The following is an 18,118-nucleotide window of genomic DNA, read 5'->3' as shown; positions in this document are numbered from 1 at the left end:
AAAGAAGGTGTCCATTTTCATTTCATTTTACGCTGTTTGTACTTAGCCCTTTGTTGTTTGGTTACTTGTTTCCATTTGTTTTTTTCTTCCAACCGTGCTTTCTGATCCTGCTTTCTTTTTTCATAAGCAATTTCCCGTTGCAATTTCACATAACTTTGAAAGCGATCTTCGGACAATTCGCCGCTTTCCAGCGCTTCTTTTATCATGCAGCCTGGTTCCGTGTCATGCTGACAATCATGGAAGCGGCAGCCGCTTCCTAAGGCATCAATATCCTGGAAGGTGGTATCTAGAGACGATTCCCCATCCCACAGCTGCAATTCTCTCATACCAGGTGTGTCAATCAACAACGCACCATTTGGCAGCATAAACATTTCCCGGTGTGTGGTTGTGTGTCTACCTTTGCTGTCATCTTCTCGGATAGCCTTGGTATCCTGAACATCTCTTTCAAGCAATGTGTTAATTAATGTAGATTTTCCTACACCGGATGAACCGATTAATGCACCCGTTCGTTTCGGTGGCAAAGCATGCATGAGTTCATCCATGCCATCTAGCGTCACATTACTCACAGCAAGTATCGGAACACCAACAGCAACGGCCTCCACCTGTGCCATAACAGCTGCCACCATATCCGCTGAACACGTATCCTTTTTAGTAAGTACAACGACTGGTGTCGCACCACTTTCATAGGCTGATAAAACATACCGCTCTATACGTCGGACATTAACATCATGATTCAACGAATTGACAATGAAGACCGTATCCATATTGGCTGCCACGATTTGCGCTTCCGTTTTAAGACCTGCTACTTTACGGACAAATTGACTTTTGCGCGGCAATACACGCTTAATAACAGCTTTCCCTTCGTCCATTAACTTCTGTACTTCAACCCAGTCTCCAACCGCAGGAAAATCCAGAGAAGATTGTGCTTCATTGATAAACCTACCACTTACTTGGGCATGAAATGCTTTATCCCCATCTGTAATACGATAACTATTCTTCTGAACGGTCATCACGCGTGCAAGTGAATCTATATCCTTATTTTGGACAACGTTATCCCATCCAATTTTTTCAAGACTATGCAATACCTTTTTCCTCCTCCATTATTGGAGGAAAAGCCCACACTATGCCGACTGCCCCTCCATTTTGAATCCGATGCACTGCTGATTGATAACGCCTTCATATTTTACATTCATAAAACATCTCTCCTTTCAAAATGGATGAACTTACTATAAATTAGTTTACCACAAAACCAAAACCGCTCCAAGTGCCTTGCCATCGCCCATCTTATTTTTTATATTCCTTCTGAAAATTTTTTGGAGAAAGATTGTATTCCTTTTTAAATAGCCTATAAAAACTCGAATAATCAGGAAAGCCACATTGTATGGCAATTTCCTCGATGGAGACCTGATTTTGTTTAATCATCGTAACCGCAGTAGCCAGTCGTTTTAATGAGACATAACGATAAAATGGTAAGCTCATATACTGCTTGAAGTAATGGGAAAAATAGTATTTATTTAAATGAAAGTGATTGGATACTTTGTCTAAACTCAAATCCGATTCCGTCAAATGAGATTCAATGAATGCTATGATAGAAATTAATCTTTGATCCAGTTCATTCGTACCACTAAGGTTTGGCATACTGCTAGCAGGATTAAAGATGGCTTGAAGTACTTGAAATAATAGGTATTGTAATGTAAAGGAGTCATTTCTTTTGCCATTTTTTCTTTGCTTTGTTATTTCGTGAAGTAAGGAGAGTATATCTTCGAGGTTGTTGGAATGCATATTTAACACGTAAGAACCTTGTGTCTTTTGATATACACTATTCTCCTTCATGGATGGTGAACTAGACAAAAAATCTGCCATTAAACGCTCACTAACAGTAAACATGATACGCTCATAGTTGTCGAAATCCTTAACAATAGCTTGATGGACCGCATAAGGAGGAATTACGACAACATCCCCTCTCCTTAGGGAATAGGTCTTTCCCTCGCAAAAAAAGTCACATTCCCCACCCAAAAATACGAGAACCTCCATCACATCGTGACTATGCAACCGGAATAAAGATGCTATTTCGGGGGAATTTATTGTATTTTCTTTTTCCCAATCATGTGATTGATTTTTTTGGCTCCAATCATATATTTCAAAATCCTGATGTGTAACCGGCATAAATTTTGATTGCTGCACCAGTACCCCTCCCCATATAGCAACATTTACAATCTTCTTAGCAATATTCGCTATTTATTTTAGGTCTTTTGTTGTTATTATAACACTGTAACTACTTATAGGGTATATGTGACCCTGATACCAAATTAAATAATTTTAGTAATGTTAAAAATGAGGAGGCGCAAAAGTGGAATTCAACCATACACAACCAGATTTAGAGGTTAGAGCCAAGAATATTATTGAGGTAGATGGATTAGAATTTAAAGATTTAAATAACGATGGGAAGCTAGACCCTTATGAGGATTGGCGTTTGAGTCCAAGAGAACGTGCAGAAAACTTAGTATCATTAATGAATATCGATGAGAAAATTGGTATGATGCTCATTAATTCACGTCAAATGGGACTTAACCAGAAGGATAAGGAAAAGACAAGTCATGACGGTATATTAGATGAAGCTATTGTGGAAAAAGGTGAAAATATATTCGCTGCTTCAAAAATATATGGATCAACACATACGATTGAGAAAAGGAATTTAAGACATTTTATTTTAAGAGACAACTTTAGCCCAGCTGAAATGGCAAAATGGATTAATAAATTAAATGAAGTGGCCGAAGGAACGCGTTTAGGTATCCCAGTCATCGTAACGTCTAATTCAAGAAATGAAAATGCAGAACCTATATTTGGTATGAATGATGCGGGCGGGATTTTTTCCACATGGCCTGGAACTTTAGGACTCGCAGCGGCTGCACAGGGGGATATTAAAAACGGTGGTGATGCATCACTGATTAGCGAATTTGCTAAAATCGCTCACGAAGAATGGAATGCTACTGGTATAAGAAAAGGTTATATGTATATGGCGGATACTGTTACAGACCCGAGATGGCAACGGACGTATGGCACATTTGGAGAAGATCCGGAATTTATTTCCGATGCAATTGGTCGCCTTATCGATGGATTCCAAGGTGAGGAACTAGGGAAAGATAGTATTGCGATGACGACGAAGCATTTTCCAGGTGGCGGGGCAAGAGAAAATGGGTTTGATCCCCATTATGTAGAAGGAAAGTGGAATCTTTACCCAACTCCGGGAAGTTTGGAAAAGTATCACTTACCTCCATTTAGAGCAGCGGTAGAACATGGTACATCATCCATCATGCCATATTATTCCATCCCTAGTATCAAGAAGAGTGTAGTACAAGAGTTTGAGGGTGAAGACATTCCATTCGAAGAAGTTGGATTCACATTTAATCATTATTTCATTAGTCATATTCTCAGAGAAAAACTTGGATTTAAAGGCTATATAAATAGTGACAGTGGCATTGTGAATAATATGAGTTGGGGAGTAGAAGCCTTAAGTGTGGCTGAACGTTTTGCGAAAGCGGTTAACGCTGGGACAGATATTGTTGCTGATACAGGTGATATAGAAAATCTTAAATTAGCGGTCAGCAAAGGTTGGATTAGTGAAAAACGTATAAATGAAGCGAATGTAAGACTCCTTACAGAAATGTTTACGCTAGGTCTATTCGATGATCGTACGTATAATTCACCGGAATTGGCCACATCCGTAGTGCGTAATCAAGCGAATTGGGATGCGGCTTACGAAGCACATAAAAAATCTGTAACCGTACTTAAAAATCAAAGTCAGACATTACCATTAACAGCTGAAAAGCTTCATCATAAAAAGGTTTACGTAGAAGTATTACACAAGGAAACGGAACGAGCAACAACTTACACTGAAAAGGCAAGAAAAGAGTGTCTCGAACTTGGTCAATTTACGTTGACTGATAATTATGAAGAAGCTGACGTAGCGGTTATGTTCTTACATCCAAAATCTGGATCCTATTTCAATGCGACACAAGGACTTTTGGAACTTGATATCTGTGAGGATAAAGTGGTATCAGCGCTGGATGGTTCATTGTATCAAGAAACAACTTTAACTGGCCTGGACCATTTAAAAGAAGTGGCAGACAACATTCATAAGCGTGGTGGAAAAGTGGTTATCAGTGTGAATGTGACATTACCATGGATACTTGGAAGCGTGGAACCATTAGCAGATGCATTGGTTGCTGGATATGATACCTTCTATAATGCGCAGTTTGAAGTTATCGCAGGCAATAGCCAACCAGTCGGTGTTTTACCATTAACATTACCGGCGAGTGAGGACGTCATTGCGGTTTATCAAAATGGTGATTGTGTGTCTAGAAATGATGTACCAGGCTATGACAAGGACAAGTATATGCCTAAAGGACTTAGCTATGCGTATAAAGACAGCAATGGTAATACCTATAAACTAGGTCATGGACTAGCTTACGAATAATTGTTAGAAAACTTGGCATACGCCATGCCTTAGTTGCACTTGTGCAGTAAGAAAGTAGTTATACTTTCTTACCTGCTAAAAAAATTGCTTGTTTATTTAAGGTGTCAGTCCCCCATTACTTTCCAGTGAGGGGGAGGCTGACATTTTTTAGATAAGCAAACTAAGCTCGTGACGTTCTGGAGCTGCACCACGGGTTCGTCCCATCGAAAACATTTGCATTAGCCGTCCTGTGCGTCGAAACTCCATCTGAACCAAATCTTCTTTATGAGACTAGCTTTAAACCAATAGCTGCTCCTAATACCATGACAATAAAAATGATTCTTTTCCAATCTTTTGATTCACCATACAAAATCATTCCTAATATCGCTCCGCCAGATGCCCCTATTCCTGTCCACACTGCATATGCGGTCCCCATGGGTAATGTTTCCATTGCATATGCAAGAAAAACAAAACTTGCACCAAATCCAAGAATTAGCAGTACCAGTGACTGCCAACTTTGATCTCTATGCAGTTTATTTATCATTGCAACGCCGAACATTTCAAATAAACCTGCTACGACTAAAGAACCCCACGCCATTAAGACTCCACTCCTTCTTTATCGGTGTCCTTCGTAACTAATTTCAAACCAATTACCCCTGCCAATAAGACCAAAATCAAAAAGACTTTTGCTATTTGAAATGGTTCGCCAAAAAATACGAAGTCGGAAAAAACTGTTCCGGCTGTACCTAACCCTACAAAAACTGCATAGACGGTTCCAACCGGTAATTTTTTTCCAGCCATAATCATTAGATAAAAACTAATAATGATAGCAATCATTGTCCCAATCCAAGCCCAAAGGTTATCAGCATGTTTTAATCCAATCACCCAAAAAACTTCAAAAAAAGCAGCAATCACTACTTTTATCCATTCTGTATTCATTCTCATAGCACCTCCGATTTTATTATTTCCCATAAAAAAAACAAAAAACCCGAGAGACAACTGTTAAAAAACAGTTTCTCCCAGGCTTTTATCCTTCCGTGACACAGCTGAGCTGTGAGTTTTCTCTCGGACCAGACTAACATACTTGTTACGGAACCCTAGAAAACATTTATCCTATACAATTACCTTAAATTATACACATATTTAGACATTATTCAAGATTAGTGGCGTGAGATGTTATTTACATTTGGATGTAATATTCTCATATTGCCTATCAAATGAACATTAGGAATACCTTTTTTCGCTACCTTTTATGGTATTTAAAACAGTCCTTTGTATGATCGTTGACCATCCCCGTCGCTTGCATGAATGCATAGCATATCGTTGGACCAACAAATTTAAAGCCGCGTTTTTTTAGATCCTTGCTCATCCGCTCCGATTCTTGTGTTTTAGCAGGCACTTCATCATGTATTGTCCAGTCATTTACAATCGGTTCCCCGTTTACAAATTGCCAAATATAGGCGTCAAAACTGTCAAATTCCTGCTGGACCTGTAAAAAGGCTTGTGCATTTGTTATAACGGAACGCACTTTAAGCTTATTTCGGATGATCCCGGCATTTTCCAGTAGTTCACTTATTTTATCCTCGCCATACTTACTTATCATTTTAGGATCAAAATGGTCAAATGCTTCCCGGTAATTATCCCGCCGTTTCAAAATCGTAAGCCAACTTAAACCTGCTTGCGCCCCTTCTAGTGAAAGCATCTCAAATAAGTCGCGATCATCATGGGTTGGAACGCCCCATTCTTGATCATGATATTCCATGTAAATTGCTTCTGTCGTTACCCATTCACAACGATTTCTATCCATTTATTCTTCCCGCTTTTCTACTTTATTTTCCTCATAAGAAATCCAGTCACTGTAACTACCTGGATATAGTTTTACATTTTCATAGCCTGCTGTTTTCAATGCGAGTACATTGGGGCACGCTGACACGCCAGATCCACACGATACAATAATTTCCTTATCTTTAGGTAATGATGCAAAATGGCTTTCAAGTGCGTCTTCTTTCTTCCAAAGACCTTCCCCGTTTAAAACATCCTGCCAAAAGAAATTCTTTGCGCCCGGAATATGCCCAGCTTTTGCATATAATGGCTCCGTTTTACCCAAATATCGGTCCCTGGCCCTGGAATCAATTAAAATAGCGGTCTGATTTACCAACTTTTCTTTCACTTCATCCATATCGGCAATGTGATTTTCACGATAAGCCGGTTCAAACGCTTTTTCTTCAAGCATTGGAACCTCATCAGTAACTTCGTTCCCCGCTTTGACCCACTGATCATAGCCACCATCTAAGATATATACCTTTTCAAGCCCCATATAATCAAGCAGCCACCATAAGCGTGCAGCAAACATATCATTATTTTTATCATAAATAACAACGGTTGAATCATAATCAATGCCAAGATGGCCTATCTTTTTAGCGAACAGCTCCCTATCTGGTAATGGATGATTTCCGCCATGCTTTGCCTTTTTACCAGATAAATCCTTATTTAAATCGAGATAAACGGCGCCAGGAAGATGATTTTCTAAATATGCCTTACGTCCTGCATCAGGATCATCCAATTGAAAACGGACATCAATGATTATTGTGTTATGCTGCTTATTCTCCAGGCGGTTCTTCAAACGATTGACGCTAATTAAATGTGTCATGTTTAACCCTCCATCATTTTACTCGTATATATTCATCCTTAAATTCCCCTGCAATATATAATGAATCTCTTTTTATCATTCGTATTCAAAGCCTGCTTTTTCATACAATTTTATCCCAGCAATGTTTTCTGTAATTACTGTTAATTCTAATCGATGTAACCCACTTTTAAAAGCCCAGCGCTCAAGACTTTGAAATAAAATTGTTCCTATCCACGATCCACGATGGCCAGATCGTATGCCAATGACAATAGAAGCGCTACGTCCCGGTACTCTGCCTATCTAATCATTTATAATACTCCTTATACGTAATCTATTCGACAATTAGCACCATTTTCCTTTGTTTAAATGTTTCGGATTAAAATATATTATATGGTAAAATATGATAAAGGAGATGGTACTGCATGAAACAGGATATTATTGAACGGTTTACGACATATGTAAAAATGGACACGCAATCCAATGAAAATAACGAAACAACCCCTTCTACCCCAGGACAAATTGAACTGGCAAAGTTATTAGTCGACGAGCTAAAAGAAATTGGTATGGTTGATGTATTCGTCGATGATTTCGGATATGTAATGGCGACACTGCCTGCCAACACAGATGGAGACGTTCCAACCATTGGCTTCCTGGCACATATCGATACAGCAACAGACTTCACTGGAAAAAATGTAAATCCACAAATCATCGAAATTTTCGATGGGAATGATCTGACACTGAATCAAGAATTAAATGTCGTTTTATCCAGTAAAGAATTCCCGGAGCTGCCAAGTTATAAAGGTCATACCCTCATCACCACAGATGGAACAACATTGCTTGGTGCCGACAACAAAGCGGGAATTGCAGAAATCATGACAGCGATGGATTATTTAATCAAACATCCTGAAGTAAAACATGGTAGGGTTCGTGTTGCGTTTACCCCTGACGAAGAAATTGGTCGTGGACCACATAAGTTTGATGTAGAACGCTTTGATGCTGCCCATGCTTACACAGTTGATGGTGGCCCACTTGGCGAATTGCAATATGAAAGCTTTAATGCCGCCGCAGCGAAAGTGACCTTTATCGGAAACAGTGTACATCCAGGGACCGCGAAAAATAAAATGGTGAACGCAGGAAAAATCGCTGCCGAATTCATCAATAAATTTCCGCAAGCAGAGTCTCCTGAACACACAGACAAATATGAAGGATTTTACCACCTCATCTCCGTCAATGGCGATGTGGAAAACACAGTAGTTTCCTATATTATTCGGGACTTTGATAAAAAGACATTCGAAACACGCAAAGCTACCGTGGAAAATTTTGTAAAAGAAATGAAACAGAAATATGGAGAAGACAGTATCCAATTAGAGCTGAAGGATCAATATTACAACATGCGCGAGAAGATTGAACCTGTCAAAGAAATTGTTGATATTGCCCATCAAGCGATGACGAACCTAGATATCAAACCGATCGTTCAACCCGTTCGCGGTGGTACAGATGGCTCGCAACTCTCCTATATGGGTTTACCTACACCGAACCTGTTTACTGGCGGAGAAAATTTCCATGGAAAATTTGAATATATTTCTGTTGATAATATGGAAAAGGCTACCAATGTCATTATTGAGATTTGCAGGTTATCTGCAGAGAAATAAGGATCAAAGCTAACATTAAAAGATCAGCATCCCCATTGGTGCTGATCTTTGCTTTTTTCATGACATTACTAACCAAAATTACACTATAAAATGCTATAATACTAGATGGCTTAATTTTATCGCAGTTTAGCGAGAAGCTATGTTTTCTAATTTTTTCACAAAGGAGCGTTACTTTTGCAACAATTAAAACTGATCCCTTTTCTAATCATAACTGGATTATTGCTAGCCGCTTGTTCTGCGGACGATAATTCTCAGGAAAAGGCAACAGAAAATGAAGACAATCATACGAGCGTAAATGAGAAGCAAGACATAGAGAAAAGAAATAACACGGAGAAAGAAAAGGAAAAGGAGGATAACTCCGACAAAGCTGATAAAAAAGATGAGAAGGGTAAAAATAAATCAGACAAAGCCAAAGACAAAGATAAAGGCAAGGTAACCGAGGCTGGTTCAAAGATTGCAGAAGATCCAAATGATATTTTAGTCTTAGTAAACAAAGCACATGCTTTGCCTGATGACTATGAACCCGCTGATTTAGTTTTTCCGGATGTGCGTTTCCCATTCACAGAGGATTTGCCAAAAAAACAAATGCGTAAGGAAGCAGCGAAAGCACTAGAGAAAATGTTCGCAGAGGCTGATAGTGAAAAACTTGATCTTTTTGCTCAATCTGGCTATCGATCCTATGAACGACAAGATGCCATTTTCGCAGCTAATGTGGAAAAGAACGGCGAAAAGGCTGCAAATAACTATAGTGCCCGTCCTGGTGAAAGTGAACACCAAACAGGATTAGTGATGGATGTTACAAGTCCTGAAGTTAATTATGGATTAGAGATTGAATTTGGTGATACAAAAGAAGGTAAGTGGCTTGCAAAACATGCTGCCGATTACGGGTTCATCATTCGTTATCCTGAGGAAAAAGAAGACATCACAGAATACCAATACGAGCCCTGGCATATAAGATATGTTGGGAAGAAAGCTGCAAAGGAAATAATGTCTGAAGGAATAACACTGGAAGAATATCTAGGTGTAAAGTAAACCGTCCAAACATCCTGTTCATGATGAGCAGGGTGTTTTATTTTGCATTATATGATTTCCCTTACAGGCTCAGGGCTGGTTTCTTTTTCAATTTGCGTGTCTAAAGCGCGAATTCGTTCTAAAGCCACATGCGCTTCAATTGTTTTGTAATGATGATTTCCGCCTGTTTCTTCATCCGCTTCGTCTGCAAGATGGACCACCTGTTGTAATGGTTTTAATTCAAGCTCCCCTTCTGGTAAATAAGAATCTGTGTGCAATAAAATCGCCACAGCAATTTGTTTAGCCGCGTGCCGATCTTCACCAATACGGATGAGCAATTTATGTGCTCGACTTGCACCTTTAATGGCATGGATATCATTTTCCTTATATAGGTCATAATCCCATTCTCCATCGCGATACCAGGTATAGTGTCCAATATCGTGCAATAGTGCTGCTTTTGTCGCGTGATCAGGATTCACCTTAAATCGTTTCGCAAAAATATAAGCATATTCTGCCACTGCAACAGCGTGCGCAATACCTGAACGTTGTAAATACTTTTGTGTGATTGGGTGCATGAAAACTTGTTCTAACGTTACATTTCTCAATTGCGGTCTCTCCTTCCCTTTTTTTAGATTACCCACAATTATAACACTTTAATAATCAAATCACAATCTTTATTTTCTTATACGCTTTTTTTTAACTAAACGAAAGAATGAGCGCACCAGCTAGAAGCCAGTACGCTCATTCTTTGCATAACCTTTATTGACGGGTACTTTCGTTATCCTTATGCAGCAGGAAAGATTTATACTTTCCTATCTGCCTAAAAAGGTTTTAAAATCATTAATACGATTACAATGAAAAGGATCGCCAGTTCAATACGTTCATAGAAAAATAGTCTTCTTGCTAACACGTTATATGCTTCCGGAATACCTTCCCCTTGATGCTCTTTTAACAAAAGCTTTATTGGAGCGGATTTTTTAGCCAATATGGTTGGACCCAATGCCAGTGCAATCATAAATAGAAGCAAACTCAAAACATACCATCCTTGTGAAAACAAATAAGGCCTCAGTAAGCCCATCCCCAAACCAGAAGTTAATAGTAAAGCTCCGCCAACCATCACCAATACATGGATCCGATTACGAATATGAAACGCATGCCTTAGCTCTGTCATTGTTGCAGCTTTCGTAACCACGGTAATGAGAATGAACCCGGGACCAACTCCCAATATTGCGGAAAGGATATGAATGAATAAGAGCAGATTATAAAGTACCATGGATGTACTCCTAACTATAAGATCATTTACCTTTTATAGCATACCATACACTGCTTTTAGATAACTACATATGACCTTACTGTTACTGAACGATTTTTCAACAAATGTCACATAGATTTCCATTCTTTTTTACTAAAGTAAGGGTGCATTCCATTTAAGAAAATGCACCCCAAGTTGAATAGCAGATAAGAGCATGTAAGCGAATTGCCCTCATCACTGATAAAAAAAATCCTCTCCAGTCTAATGAAGGATGGTACATTTACTCAGGCGTTCGGATAACTAAAACATCACATTTAGCTGATCGTACGATTGCTTCAGATACGGAGCCAATTAAGAAACGCTCAACAGCATTTATTCCCGTAGCACCACAGATAATTAAATCAGCCTCGACTATGTTAGCAAGATCTTTTGTAATCATACTTTTAGGAGAACCGTATTCAATTCTCATCTCTACGTTTTCTACACCATCCGCCTCTGCTTTAGCTTTGTAGTTATTTAAAAGTTCCTCTGATCGCTTCTGTGCGCGTCCAAAAATAGAACGGTCATAAGCTTCGAATGAACGGGTATCAATAACGTTCACGATATTTATGATAGAACCTTCATTCCGTTTTGCAACATCAATTGACTTGCGAAATGCATATTCAGCTTCTTTAGAACCGTCTACAGCTACTAAAATATTTTTATAGTGGTTAGCCATCCGACATCATCTCCATCTAATATTTTTTCGTTTATTTTATTTTTAGATCAGGCTTTTTCATGAATAAAGACAGTACAACATTAATCAAGGCTAACCCTAAACCGATTTGAAATACCAGTGTAGTTCCCATTGCCGCTGCCACCGCCGGTTCATTCGCAACAGTCGTTAAATAACTATTCTGTTTTGCAGCTAATACCGATACCATTACCGCAATCCCAATAGCACCAGCTACTTGTTGGATTGTTTGTGTTATAGCAATTCCATCTGGATAGTATCGTTTCGGTAGAGAATTTAACGTGTTTGTTTGTACAGAAGCGAGCACCGCACCTATACCCAACATCATGACGACGTGATTTAAAACAATTAACCATAAAGCTGTGTCTGTACCCAATTGTGCATATACTAAATAGCCAATGGCCACTAAAATAGTTCCAGGTGTAATCACTGCTTTTGGACCATATTTGTCAAATAAACGACCAATTATTGGAGCTAATATACAATTAAGTAAGCTACCTGGCAGCAGGATCAGACCTGTTGTAAAAGCAGCAATCATTAACGCCATTTGCATATACATTGGTAAAATGACAAGCATTGACAACATATTAAAGAACGTAATAAAACTCATAATGACTCCAAGGATGAAAAGTGGGTAATTAAATGCTTTTAGATTCAGCATTGGATTCTCCATTTTCGTTTGACGAACTGCAAAAATAATGAGTGCTATAAATCCAATGATAATGGTTCCAATAACAATTGAACTTGTCCAACCAGCACTTCCAGCTGTACTTACGCCGTAAACAATACCACCGAATCCAATCGTCGAAAGTATAACAGATAATGCATCAACCGAAACCTTACGTATTTCATTAACATTCGCTAAATAAGCGAAGCCGAAAATAAGAGAAAACAGTAAGAATGGTATGGTAACCCAGAAAATCCAGTGCCATGATAGTGTATCTAGAATAAGCCCAGCCAATGTTGGACCTAGTGCTGGACCGGCTAGCATAACTAAGCCCATAACCCCCATAGCGCCACCTCGTTTATTCGGTGGGAAGATGGTAAAAATAACATTTTGCGTTAAAGGTAAATTAATTGCTAATCCTGCTGCCTGAATAATGCGCGCCGCAAGTAGCACACTAAATACAGGTGCAACTGCAGCCATGATTGTTCCAATAATGGATAGGGAAACCGATGTAATAAACATTTGCCTTGTGGTAAACTTTTGCATCAAAATCCCTGTTACTGGCACCAAAATACCTAATGTTAAAAAATAACCTGTTGCTAACCATTGAACCGTCGTAGAATTAATATTGAAGATTTGACTTAATTCTACAAAGGCGATATTTAACGCCGTTTCACTAAAAAGCCCAACAAAACCAGCTACTAAAAGTGCTGCCATGATGGGACCTGTTTTTATTGCTTTAAGTTCATGCCCTGCTTTCATTGCCTCATTCACTTGTTAAAACTCCTTTAAAATATATGATAAATTTTTAGCTATTACGCTAAGTGGTGCCGTTGCGTTTTGTGTTAAGCAGAGCATCATTCCGCCTTCGATAGACGCTGTCATCATTAGTGCAATGGAATTAGCCGTATCTTGTGACAATCCATCTTCTACTAACTTATTTGAATAAATATCTTGCATTTTTTGATACAACTGAGCACATGCGTTTCTAACTGGATCACTTAGTGAAGCCATTTCACTAACGATACTACTAAATGTGTATCCAGTAATGGTTCCTTCTGTTTCAAAGTTAACAATTAGTTTTGAAATCATTGCATTTGTGGCTTCTTCTGTGGTCGGATACCGTTCAAAAATTCCCTCGATGTCCGTCATAATCGCTTCTTCCATTGACTGAAGGCAAGCGATGAGTAATGCTTCTTTTCCATTTGGGAAGTGATGATAAAACGAACCTTTTGAAAGGTTACATGCTTTTAAAATTTCGTTTAGTCCTACACCTATATATCCTTTTTGCTGGAAAAGCGTTGTCGCGATGTCAATTATCAATGATTTTGAATTCATATCCGTGGTACACCCCCTCCATACCGACTGGTCTGTTTATTAATGTATCATAAAAATCTTCTATGATGTAAGTGTTTTTTATTCTCTTGTAGAAGGTGCGTTCACATTTTAGACACATGAAGGGTAGCTTGTTATTCCAAGTCAAAAGGTGTCATTCCATATCAAGGAATGACACCTTTTTGTTGAAAAATTTAGTTTATAAAAAAATAAAAGAACTTTCGTTATTAATGAAATGCCTTCTGCCATAGTATTAAATAATTTCTAATCGAGTCAATATAACCCCTTGTTTATTCTTCGATAATATCATTAACTATCTAAGTCCATTCCTTGGATATTATGTACCGAAATCTCACCGTCCATATCGCACCGAAAATAACGATTTCGATTTACTTCCACTAACGCTAAAGCAGCTTGTGTATCCTCAAACATACCGCATCCTAGATCACAGTGAACAAATTGCTTTTCCAAATAAACTGCGGAAGAAGGGTTATGCCCACGATAGATCACCTTCCCATTACTCCAAGCTTCTATCTCCTGCTCATCGAATTGATGTAGATCGCGCTTGTTTAACCAAACGATATCACGCGGTTGATTCATCTTATCCGCTTTAACATCAATCCCTGCATGGGTATAGATACCATTTTCGTCCTCATAAATAAGCGGGAGCGTTTCTAACCATGATGCATAACGTTCCGCTACAGACCAGCCATTTTCATCACCATAAACCTTTTTGAAGTTTTTAATCGTCTCATCGCCACCGAATTCCATCCAAATTGGCGATAGTTCTTTCATAAACCAAATCATCATTTCTTCATGGTTTCCTGCTATCACATGCACATTATCCGGGTATTGCTCTGTATGTTCTTTTACCCATTGCAATACAATAGCACTTCTTGGTCCACGATTTATCATATCTCCACCAATTATCAGCTGATCGTTTAATGGATCAAACTCCACATGGTCAAGCAGGTTTTTGAAAACACAGAAGTTTCCATGAATATCACTGATGAAAAAAGTCCGCATTTTGCCCACTCCTTTCAGGAATCTCGTTACTCATAATCTATTTTCATATCTCCGAACTTTATCCAGCCTTTTTTTCGGAACCATTCCGACAATACCAAACTAATGATTGCTGGTGCAATTACATGTAAAATCAATATACACCAAAATATTTGCATTGAAAAGCCCATCGATTCGAATGTCATAATTTGCCCAACAAGTCCACTCGTCCCCATTCCCGCTCCAGAGGCATTATTCGTTAACCCTAACCAAACCGTGGCGAACGGGGCTAAAACGGCACCAGCAATCGTTGGCGGTAAAAGAATAATAGGTTTTTTTAATATATTAGCAACTTGAAGCATGGAGGTACCAATTCCCTGTGCTAGGAATCCACCAAAACCATTTTCCCGATAGCTTGATACCGCAAACCCTATCATTTGCGCTGCACATCCAATTGTCGCTGCACCTGCTGCGAGTCCATCTAATGACAGCATAATCGCAATAGCTGCACTAGATATCGGAGCTGTCAAAGCCAAGCCCATGAGCACCGCGACTAAAATCCCCATTATAAGTGGTTGTTGCGCTGTTGACCAGTTAATTATTTCGCCAAAACCAAGCATAAACGCGTTGATAGGTGGCCCAATGAATGTACCAACAATAAAGCCTGCGACAATGGTTACTAGGGGCGTGATAATAATATCAACCTTCGTTTCTTTATAGACTACTTTACCACATTCAATCGCGATTAATGCTGTAATGTAACTACCAGCTGGACCTCCTAATTCGGCACCAAATGCACCTGCAAATAAAGCTGAAAATAAAACCAATGGCGGTGCTTTTAAGCCGTAAGCGATCGCAACGCCAATTGCCCCACCCATAATTTTCGTATCCATTGCGAAATTACCCATCTCAATCAATGATTCCGCCAATCCCGGTGAGAAATTAACAACGACCTGTTCCCCGAGTGTTTCAATAATAAGTCCAATAATTAAAGAGGAGAACAAACCGAGAGCCATATAGCTTAATGCAGTAATTAGGTATTCCCTAATCGACAGAGAAACTCCCTTTTTCTGTAAAAACGTTTTCATTTCAGCCTCCTATTTGTGAAATAATTCACATGAATAACATTGAATTTCCTGCTATTGGTGCAGAATCTTCCTCTATTATTACGTGAATGGCAACATAATTCAAGTAGAAAATAATATTTAAAAAGTCAGCTTTCAGTTGGGGGGAGTACGGCGCTCATGTTCGAAGGTTCAGCGCTCGGACCCAGTGGTTCAGCGCTCCCTTCCTATGATCCGGCGCCCAGACCCAATAGTTCAGCGCTCACGCCCAGTGGTTCAGCGCTCGCTCGCTTGGCTTAAGCGTTGACCCCACTTTCATGTATAGTTGCTTTTCACCAAGTAATAGGCTACAATTTAATTGATAACAATTATCAATTAATTAACATAGATCTGTAAGAAGTAAACCTTTAGGGAGGATATCTCACATGGAACAAATCAAACAACAAACTAATTTAGCTAAAATTATCCGTGAACGCCGTGCGGTTAAAAAGGGCTATAACGATAAAAAAGTAACGGAAGAACTGGTTTTAGATTTACTGAATGATGCAATATGGGCGCCAACACATGGTATGCGTCAGCCTTGGCGTTTCATTTTCATCGATTCAGAACAAAAAGCTGATTTCGCTAAAAAAGTTGCAGCAACCTATCCAGAAGAAAAACAAGAAAATCGGGAGGCATTCCTTAATGAACCGAACGCATTTCTTGTTGTTATAATGGAAGAACCGGAAATGCAAAAACAGTGGGATGAAAACTTTGGAGCGACAGCAGCTATGATTCAAAACTTCTGGCTCTTAGCATGGGAAAAGCAGCTCGGTGTTGTATGGCGGACAAATCCCCATGTGTATGAACCGAAAGTAAAAGAAATCCTGCATGTTGGAGACAACGAAAAGGTTGTTGGCTTCCTCCACCTTGGCTATTTCGACGAACAACCAACCACAAAAGAAAGAATACCGGTTGTTGAGAAGTTTAGTAGATATAATGGATAAAAAAATATCCGTACATGCATGAATGGCATGTACGGATATTTTTTTATTCCAAGACCGAACTTTTTAACTTATCAACTGCTTCATGTCGTTCTATCGCCAATTCAATCAAACGATTGATTAAATCCGGATAGGTCATTCCGCTTACTTCCCATAGCTTCGGATACATACTAATTTTAGTAAATCCGGGCAGGGTATTAACTTCGTTCACATAAACCTCGCCAGCTTTAGTTAGGAAAAAGTCAACGCGAGCTAGACCTTCACACTGCAAAGCCTCAAAAGCTGCAATTGCGGTTTGTTGGATATGCTCTGTTTCTGCTTCTGACAGATCTGCAGGGATCGCTAATTCAGCACCCTTTTCATCGATATATTTCGACTCATAAGAATAAAAGGCGGTATTCGGAAGGATCTCTCCTGGTAATGAAGCTTTTGGATCTTCGTTGCCTAAAACCGAGCATTCAACCTCACGCCCAACAAGCGTTTCTTCAATAATAACTTTATGATCATATTGAAAGGCAGCTTCTATACCTTTATCAAATTCTTCCTTCGTGGATACCTTGCTAACACCAACAGATGATCCTTGATTCGCCGGTTTGATAAACATCGGCGTGCCTAACTTTTCTACCGCTTCGTCATAATCCACCAGATCCTTCTTCGCTCTTGTAAAGGTAAGCCCTTCTGCCACACGAATACCTGCTGTCTTTAGCAAACGTTTAGCAATATCTTTATCCATACAGATAGATGAACTTAATACACTGGGACCAACAAATGGAAGATTGGCGATCCTCATCATCCCTTGCAGGCTGCCATCTTCGCCTAAAGTACCATGCACAATGGGAAACACTACATCCAATTGATCCAGCTGCTTGGCATTTGCCGTATGAATCAATTGTTTATCTGCTTCTCCAGGAACAATGGCTACATGATCGTTTGATTTGTTCAATTGAATTAACTTTGGATTATCTGCATTTAGCAAGTACGAAGAGGTCTCATTCAAATGCCACTTCCCTGCTTTATCTATTCCAATTAGTACGACTTCATATTTATCTTTATCAATAGCATCCACAATATTTTTAGCTGACTGTAAGGATACCTCATGTTCAGCTGACTTTCCACCGAAAATAATACCAACTCTTATTTTTTTCATCATTACTCTTCCCTTCACTTTCACTAAAGTACCTATATATAAAATAGCACAATCGGGCATGTTTCTAACAGCAAAAAATGAATTTTATTAAAAACCCTTGACATTGTGGAAATATTCCATTACCATGAGAAACAATAACTTAATCAATTTAGCAATGACGAAGAGTAGTAATCTGGTCTGAACGAAT

The 18,118-nt window shown here is 39.1% G+C and carries 19 protein-coding genes, 1 riboswitch and 1 other annotated feature (1 of these 21 only partly in view); of the genes, 4 read left to right on the top strand and 15 right to left on the bottom strand.

Annotation, left to right across the window (positions count from 1 at the left end):
• Positions 1–17 precede the first annotated feature (17 nt).
• Both rsgA and JOC34_RS10400 read right to left on the bottom strand, forming a co-directional pair.
• A complete protein-coding gene (gene rsgA / locus JOC34_RS10405; RefSeq protein ID WP_239544247.1) occupies positions 18–1,082 on the bottom strand; it encodes a ribosome small subunit-dependent GTPase A in 1,065 nt (354 codons plus the stop codon).
• A 202-nt stretch (positions 1,083–1,284) separates the two neighbouring features.
• Positions 1,285–2,184 carry a helix-turn-helix domain-containing protein gene (locus JOC34_RS10400; protein WP_205136684.1) on the bottom strand — a complete coding sequence of 300 codons (900 nt, stop codon included), beginning with the start codon at positions 2,182–2,184 and terminating at the stop codon, positions 1,285–1,287.
• Positions 2,185–2,350: 166 nt separating this feature from the next.
• Between JOC34_RS10400 and JOC34_RS10395 the strand changes: the two genes are divergently transcribed.
• Positions 2,351–4,477, top strand: a complete 2,127-nt coding sequence (locus JOC34_RS10395) for a glycoside hydrolase family 3 N-terminal domain-containing protein (protein ID WP_205136683.1) — start codon at positions 2,351–2,353, stop codon at positions 4,475–4,477.
• A 262-nt stretch (positions 4,478–4,739) separates the two neighbouring features.
• Here JOC34_RS10395 and JOC34_RS10390 read toward each other — a convergent pair whose 3' ends face one another.
• The 5 genes from JOC34_RS10390 to JOC34_RS21740 all read right to left on the bottom strand — a co-directional run bounded on the left by JOC34_RS10390 (position 4,740) and on the right by JOC34_RS21740 (position 7,307).
• Entirely contained in the window at positions 4,740–5,054 is a 315-nt protein-coding gene (locus JOC34_RS10390; RefSeq protein WP_205136682.1) for a DMT family transporter, read from the bottom strand.
• Positions 5,054–5,395 carry a DMT family transporter gene (locus JOC34_RS10385; protein ID WP_205136681.1) on the bottom strand — a complete coding sequence of 114 codons (342 nt, stop codon included), beginning with the start codon at positions 5,393–5,395 and terminating at the stop codon, positions 5,054–5,056. Before JOC34_RS10385 ends, JOC34_RS10390 begins: the two co-directional genes overlap by 1 nt.
• A gap of 75 nt (positions 5,396–5,470) precedes the next feature.
• Positions 5,471–5,568: riboswitch (guanidine-I (ykkC/yxkD leader) on the bottom strand.
• 131 nt (positions 5,569–5,699) lie between these two features.
• Positions 5,700–6,263 carry a DNA-3-methyladenine glycosylase I gene (locus tag JOC34_RS10380; RefSeq protein ID WP_205136680.1) on the bottom strand — a complete coding sequence of 188 codons (564 nt, stop codon included), beginning with the start codon at positions 6,261–6,263 and terminating at the stop codon, positions 5,700–5,702.
• Positions 6,264–7,106: a sulfurtransferase gene (locus tag JOC34_RS10375; RefSeq protein WP_205136679.1), complete on the bottom strand. Its 843-nt coding sequence runs from the start codon at positions 7,104–7,106 to the stop codon at positions 6,264–6,266.
• Positions 7,107–7,181: 75 nt separating this feature from the next.
• Entirely contained in the window at positions 7,182–7,307 is a 126-nt protein-coding gene (locus JOC34_RS21740) for a GNAT family N-acetyltransferase (RefSeq protein WP_338062667.1), read from the bottom strand.
• Between the two features lie 200 nt (positions 7,308–7,507).
• Here JOC34_RS21740 and pepT point away from each other — a divergent pair, with 200 nt between their 5' ends.
• The gene (gene pepT, locus JOC34_RS10365; protein ID WP_205136678.1) at positions 7,508–8,737 is read left to right on the top strand and encodes a peptidase T; all 1,230 of its coding nucleotides are present in this window, start codon (positions 7,508–7,510) and stop codon (positions 8,735–8,737) included.
• Positions 8,738–8,911: 174 nt separating this feature from the next.
• A complete protein-coding gene (locus JOC34_RS10360) occupies positions 8,912–9,769 on the top strand; it encodes a M15 family metallopeptidase (RefSeq protein WP_205136677.1) in 858 nt (285 codons plus the stop codon).
• 47 nt (positions 9,770–9,816) lie between these two features.
• Here the strand turns inward: JOC34_RS10360 and JOC34_RS10355 are convergent, their stop codons facing one another.
• From JOC34_RS10355 to JOC34_RS10325, 7 genes are all read right to left on the bottom strand, one after another.
• A complete protein-coding gene (locus JOC34_RS10355; protein WP_205136676.1) occupies positions 9,817–10,353 on the bottom strand; it encodes an HD domain-containing protein in 537 nt (178 codons plus the stop codon).
• A 215-nt stretch (positions 10,354–10,568) separates the two neighbouring features.
• On the bottom strand, positions 10,569–11,021 hold the full coding sequence (locus JOC34_RS10350) for a DUF2269 family protein (RefSeq protein WP_205136675.1): 453 nt from the start codon (positions 11,019–11,021) through the stop codon (positions 10,569–10,571).
• Between the two features lie 259 nt (positions 11,022–11,280).
• Positions 11,281–11,718, bottom strand: a complete 438-nt coding sequence (locus JOC34_RS10345; RefSeq protein WP_205136674.1) for a universal stress protein — start codon at positions 11,716–11,718, stop codon at positions 11,281–11,283.
• A gap of 31 nt (positions 11,719–11,749) precedes the next feature.
• Positions 11,750–13,162 carry a DHA2 family efflux MFS transporter permease subunit gene (locus JOC34_RS10340; RefSeq protein WP_205136840.1) on the bottom strand — a complete coding sequence of 471 codons (1,413 nt, stop codon included), beginning with the start codon at positions 13,160–13,162 and terminating at the stop codon, positions 11,750–11,752.
• A 15-nt stretch (positions 13,163–13,177) separates the two neighbouring features.
• Entirely contained in the window at positions 13,178–13,738 is a 561-nt protein-coding gene (locus JOC34_RS10335; RefSeq protein ID WP_205136673.1) for a TetR/AcrR family transcriptional regulator, read from the bottom strand.
• Between the two features lie 306 nt (positions 13,739–14,044).
• Positions 14,045–14,761 carry a metallophosphoesterase gene (locus tag JOC34_RS10330; protein WP_205136672.1) on the bottom strand — a complete coding sequence of 239 codons (717 nt, stop codon included), beginning with the start codon at positions 14,759–14,761 and terminating at the stop codon, positions 14,045–14,047.
• Between the two features lie 26 nt (positions 14,762–14,787).
• Complete coding sequence (locus JOC34_RS10325; RefSeq protein WP_205136671.1) at positions 14,788–15,825, bottom strand: PTS sugar transporter subunit IIC; 1,038 nt, start codon at positions 15,823–15,825, stop codon at positions 14,788–14,790.
• Between the two features lie 401 nt (positions 15,826–16,226).
• Between JOC34_RS10325 and JOC34_RS10320 the strand changes: the two genes are divergently transcribed.
• The gene (locus JOC34_RS10320; protein WP_205136670.1) at positions 16,227–16,787 is read left to right on the top strand and encodes a nitroreductase family protein; all 561 of its coding nucleotides are present in this window, start codon (positions 16,227–16,229) and stop codon (positions 16,785–16,787) included.
• A 43-nt stretch (positions 16,788–16,830) separates the two neighbouring features.
• On the opposite strand, the gene ddlA is transcribed toward JOC34_RS10320, so the two are convergent.
• Positions 16,831–17,931 carry a D-alanine--D-alanine ligase gene (ddlA, locus tag JOC34_RS10315; RefSeq protein ID WP_205136669.1) on the bottom strand — a complete coding sequence of 367 codons (1,101 nt, stop codon included), beginning with the start codon at positions 17,929–17,931 and terminating at the stop codon, positions 16,831–16,833.
• A gap of 145 nt (positions 17,932–18,076) precedes the next feature.
• Positions 18,077–18,118, top strand: a binding site (T-box leader); it runs 211 nt beyond the window's last position.

It is taken from the genome of Virgibacillus halotolerans (assembly GCF_016908515.1).
GTDB lineage: Bacteria > Bacillota > Bacilli > Bacillales > Amphibacillaceae > Virgibacillus_M > Virgibacillus_M halotolerans.
The sequence above is the reverse complement of the archived record's forward strand: the minus strand, read 5'-3'. Positions and strand labels throughout refer to the sequence as shown.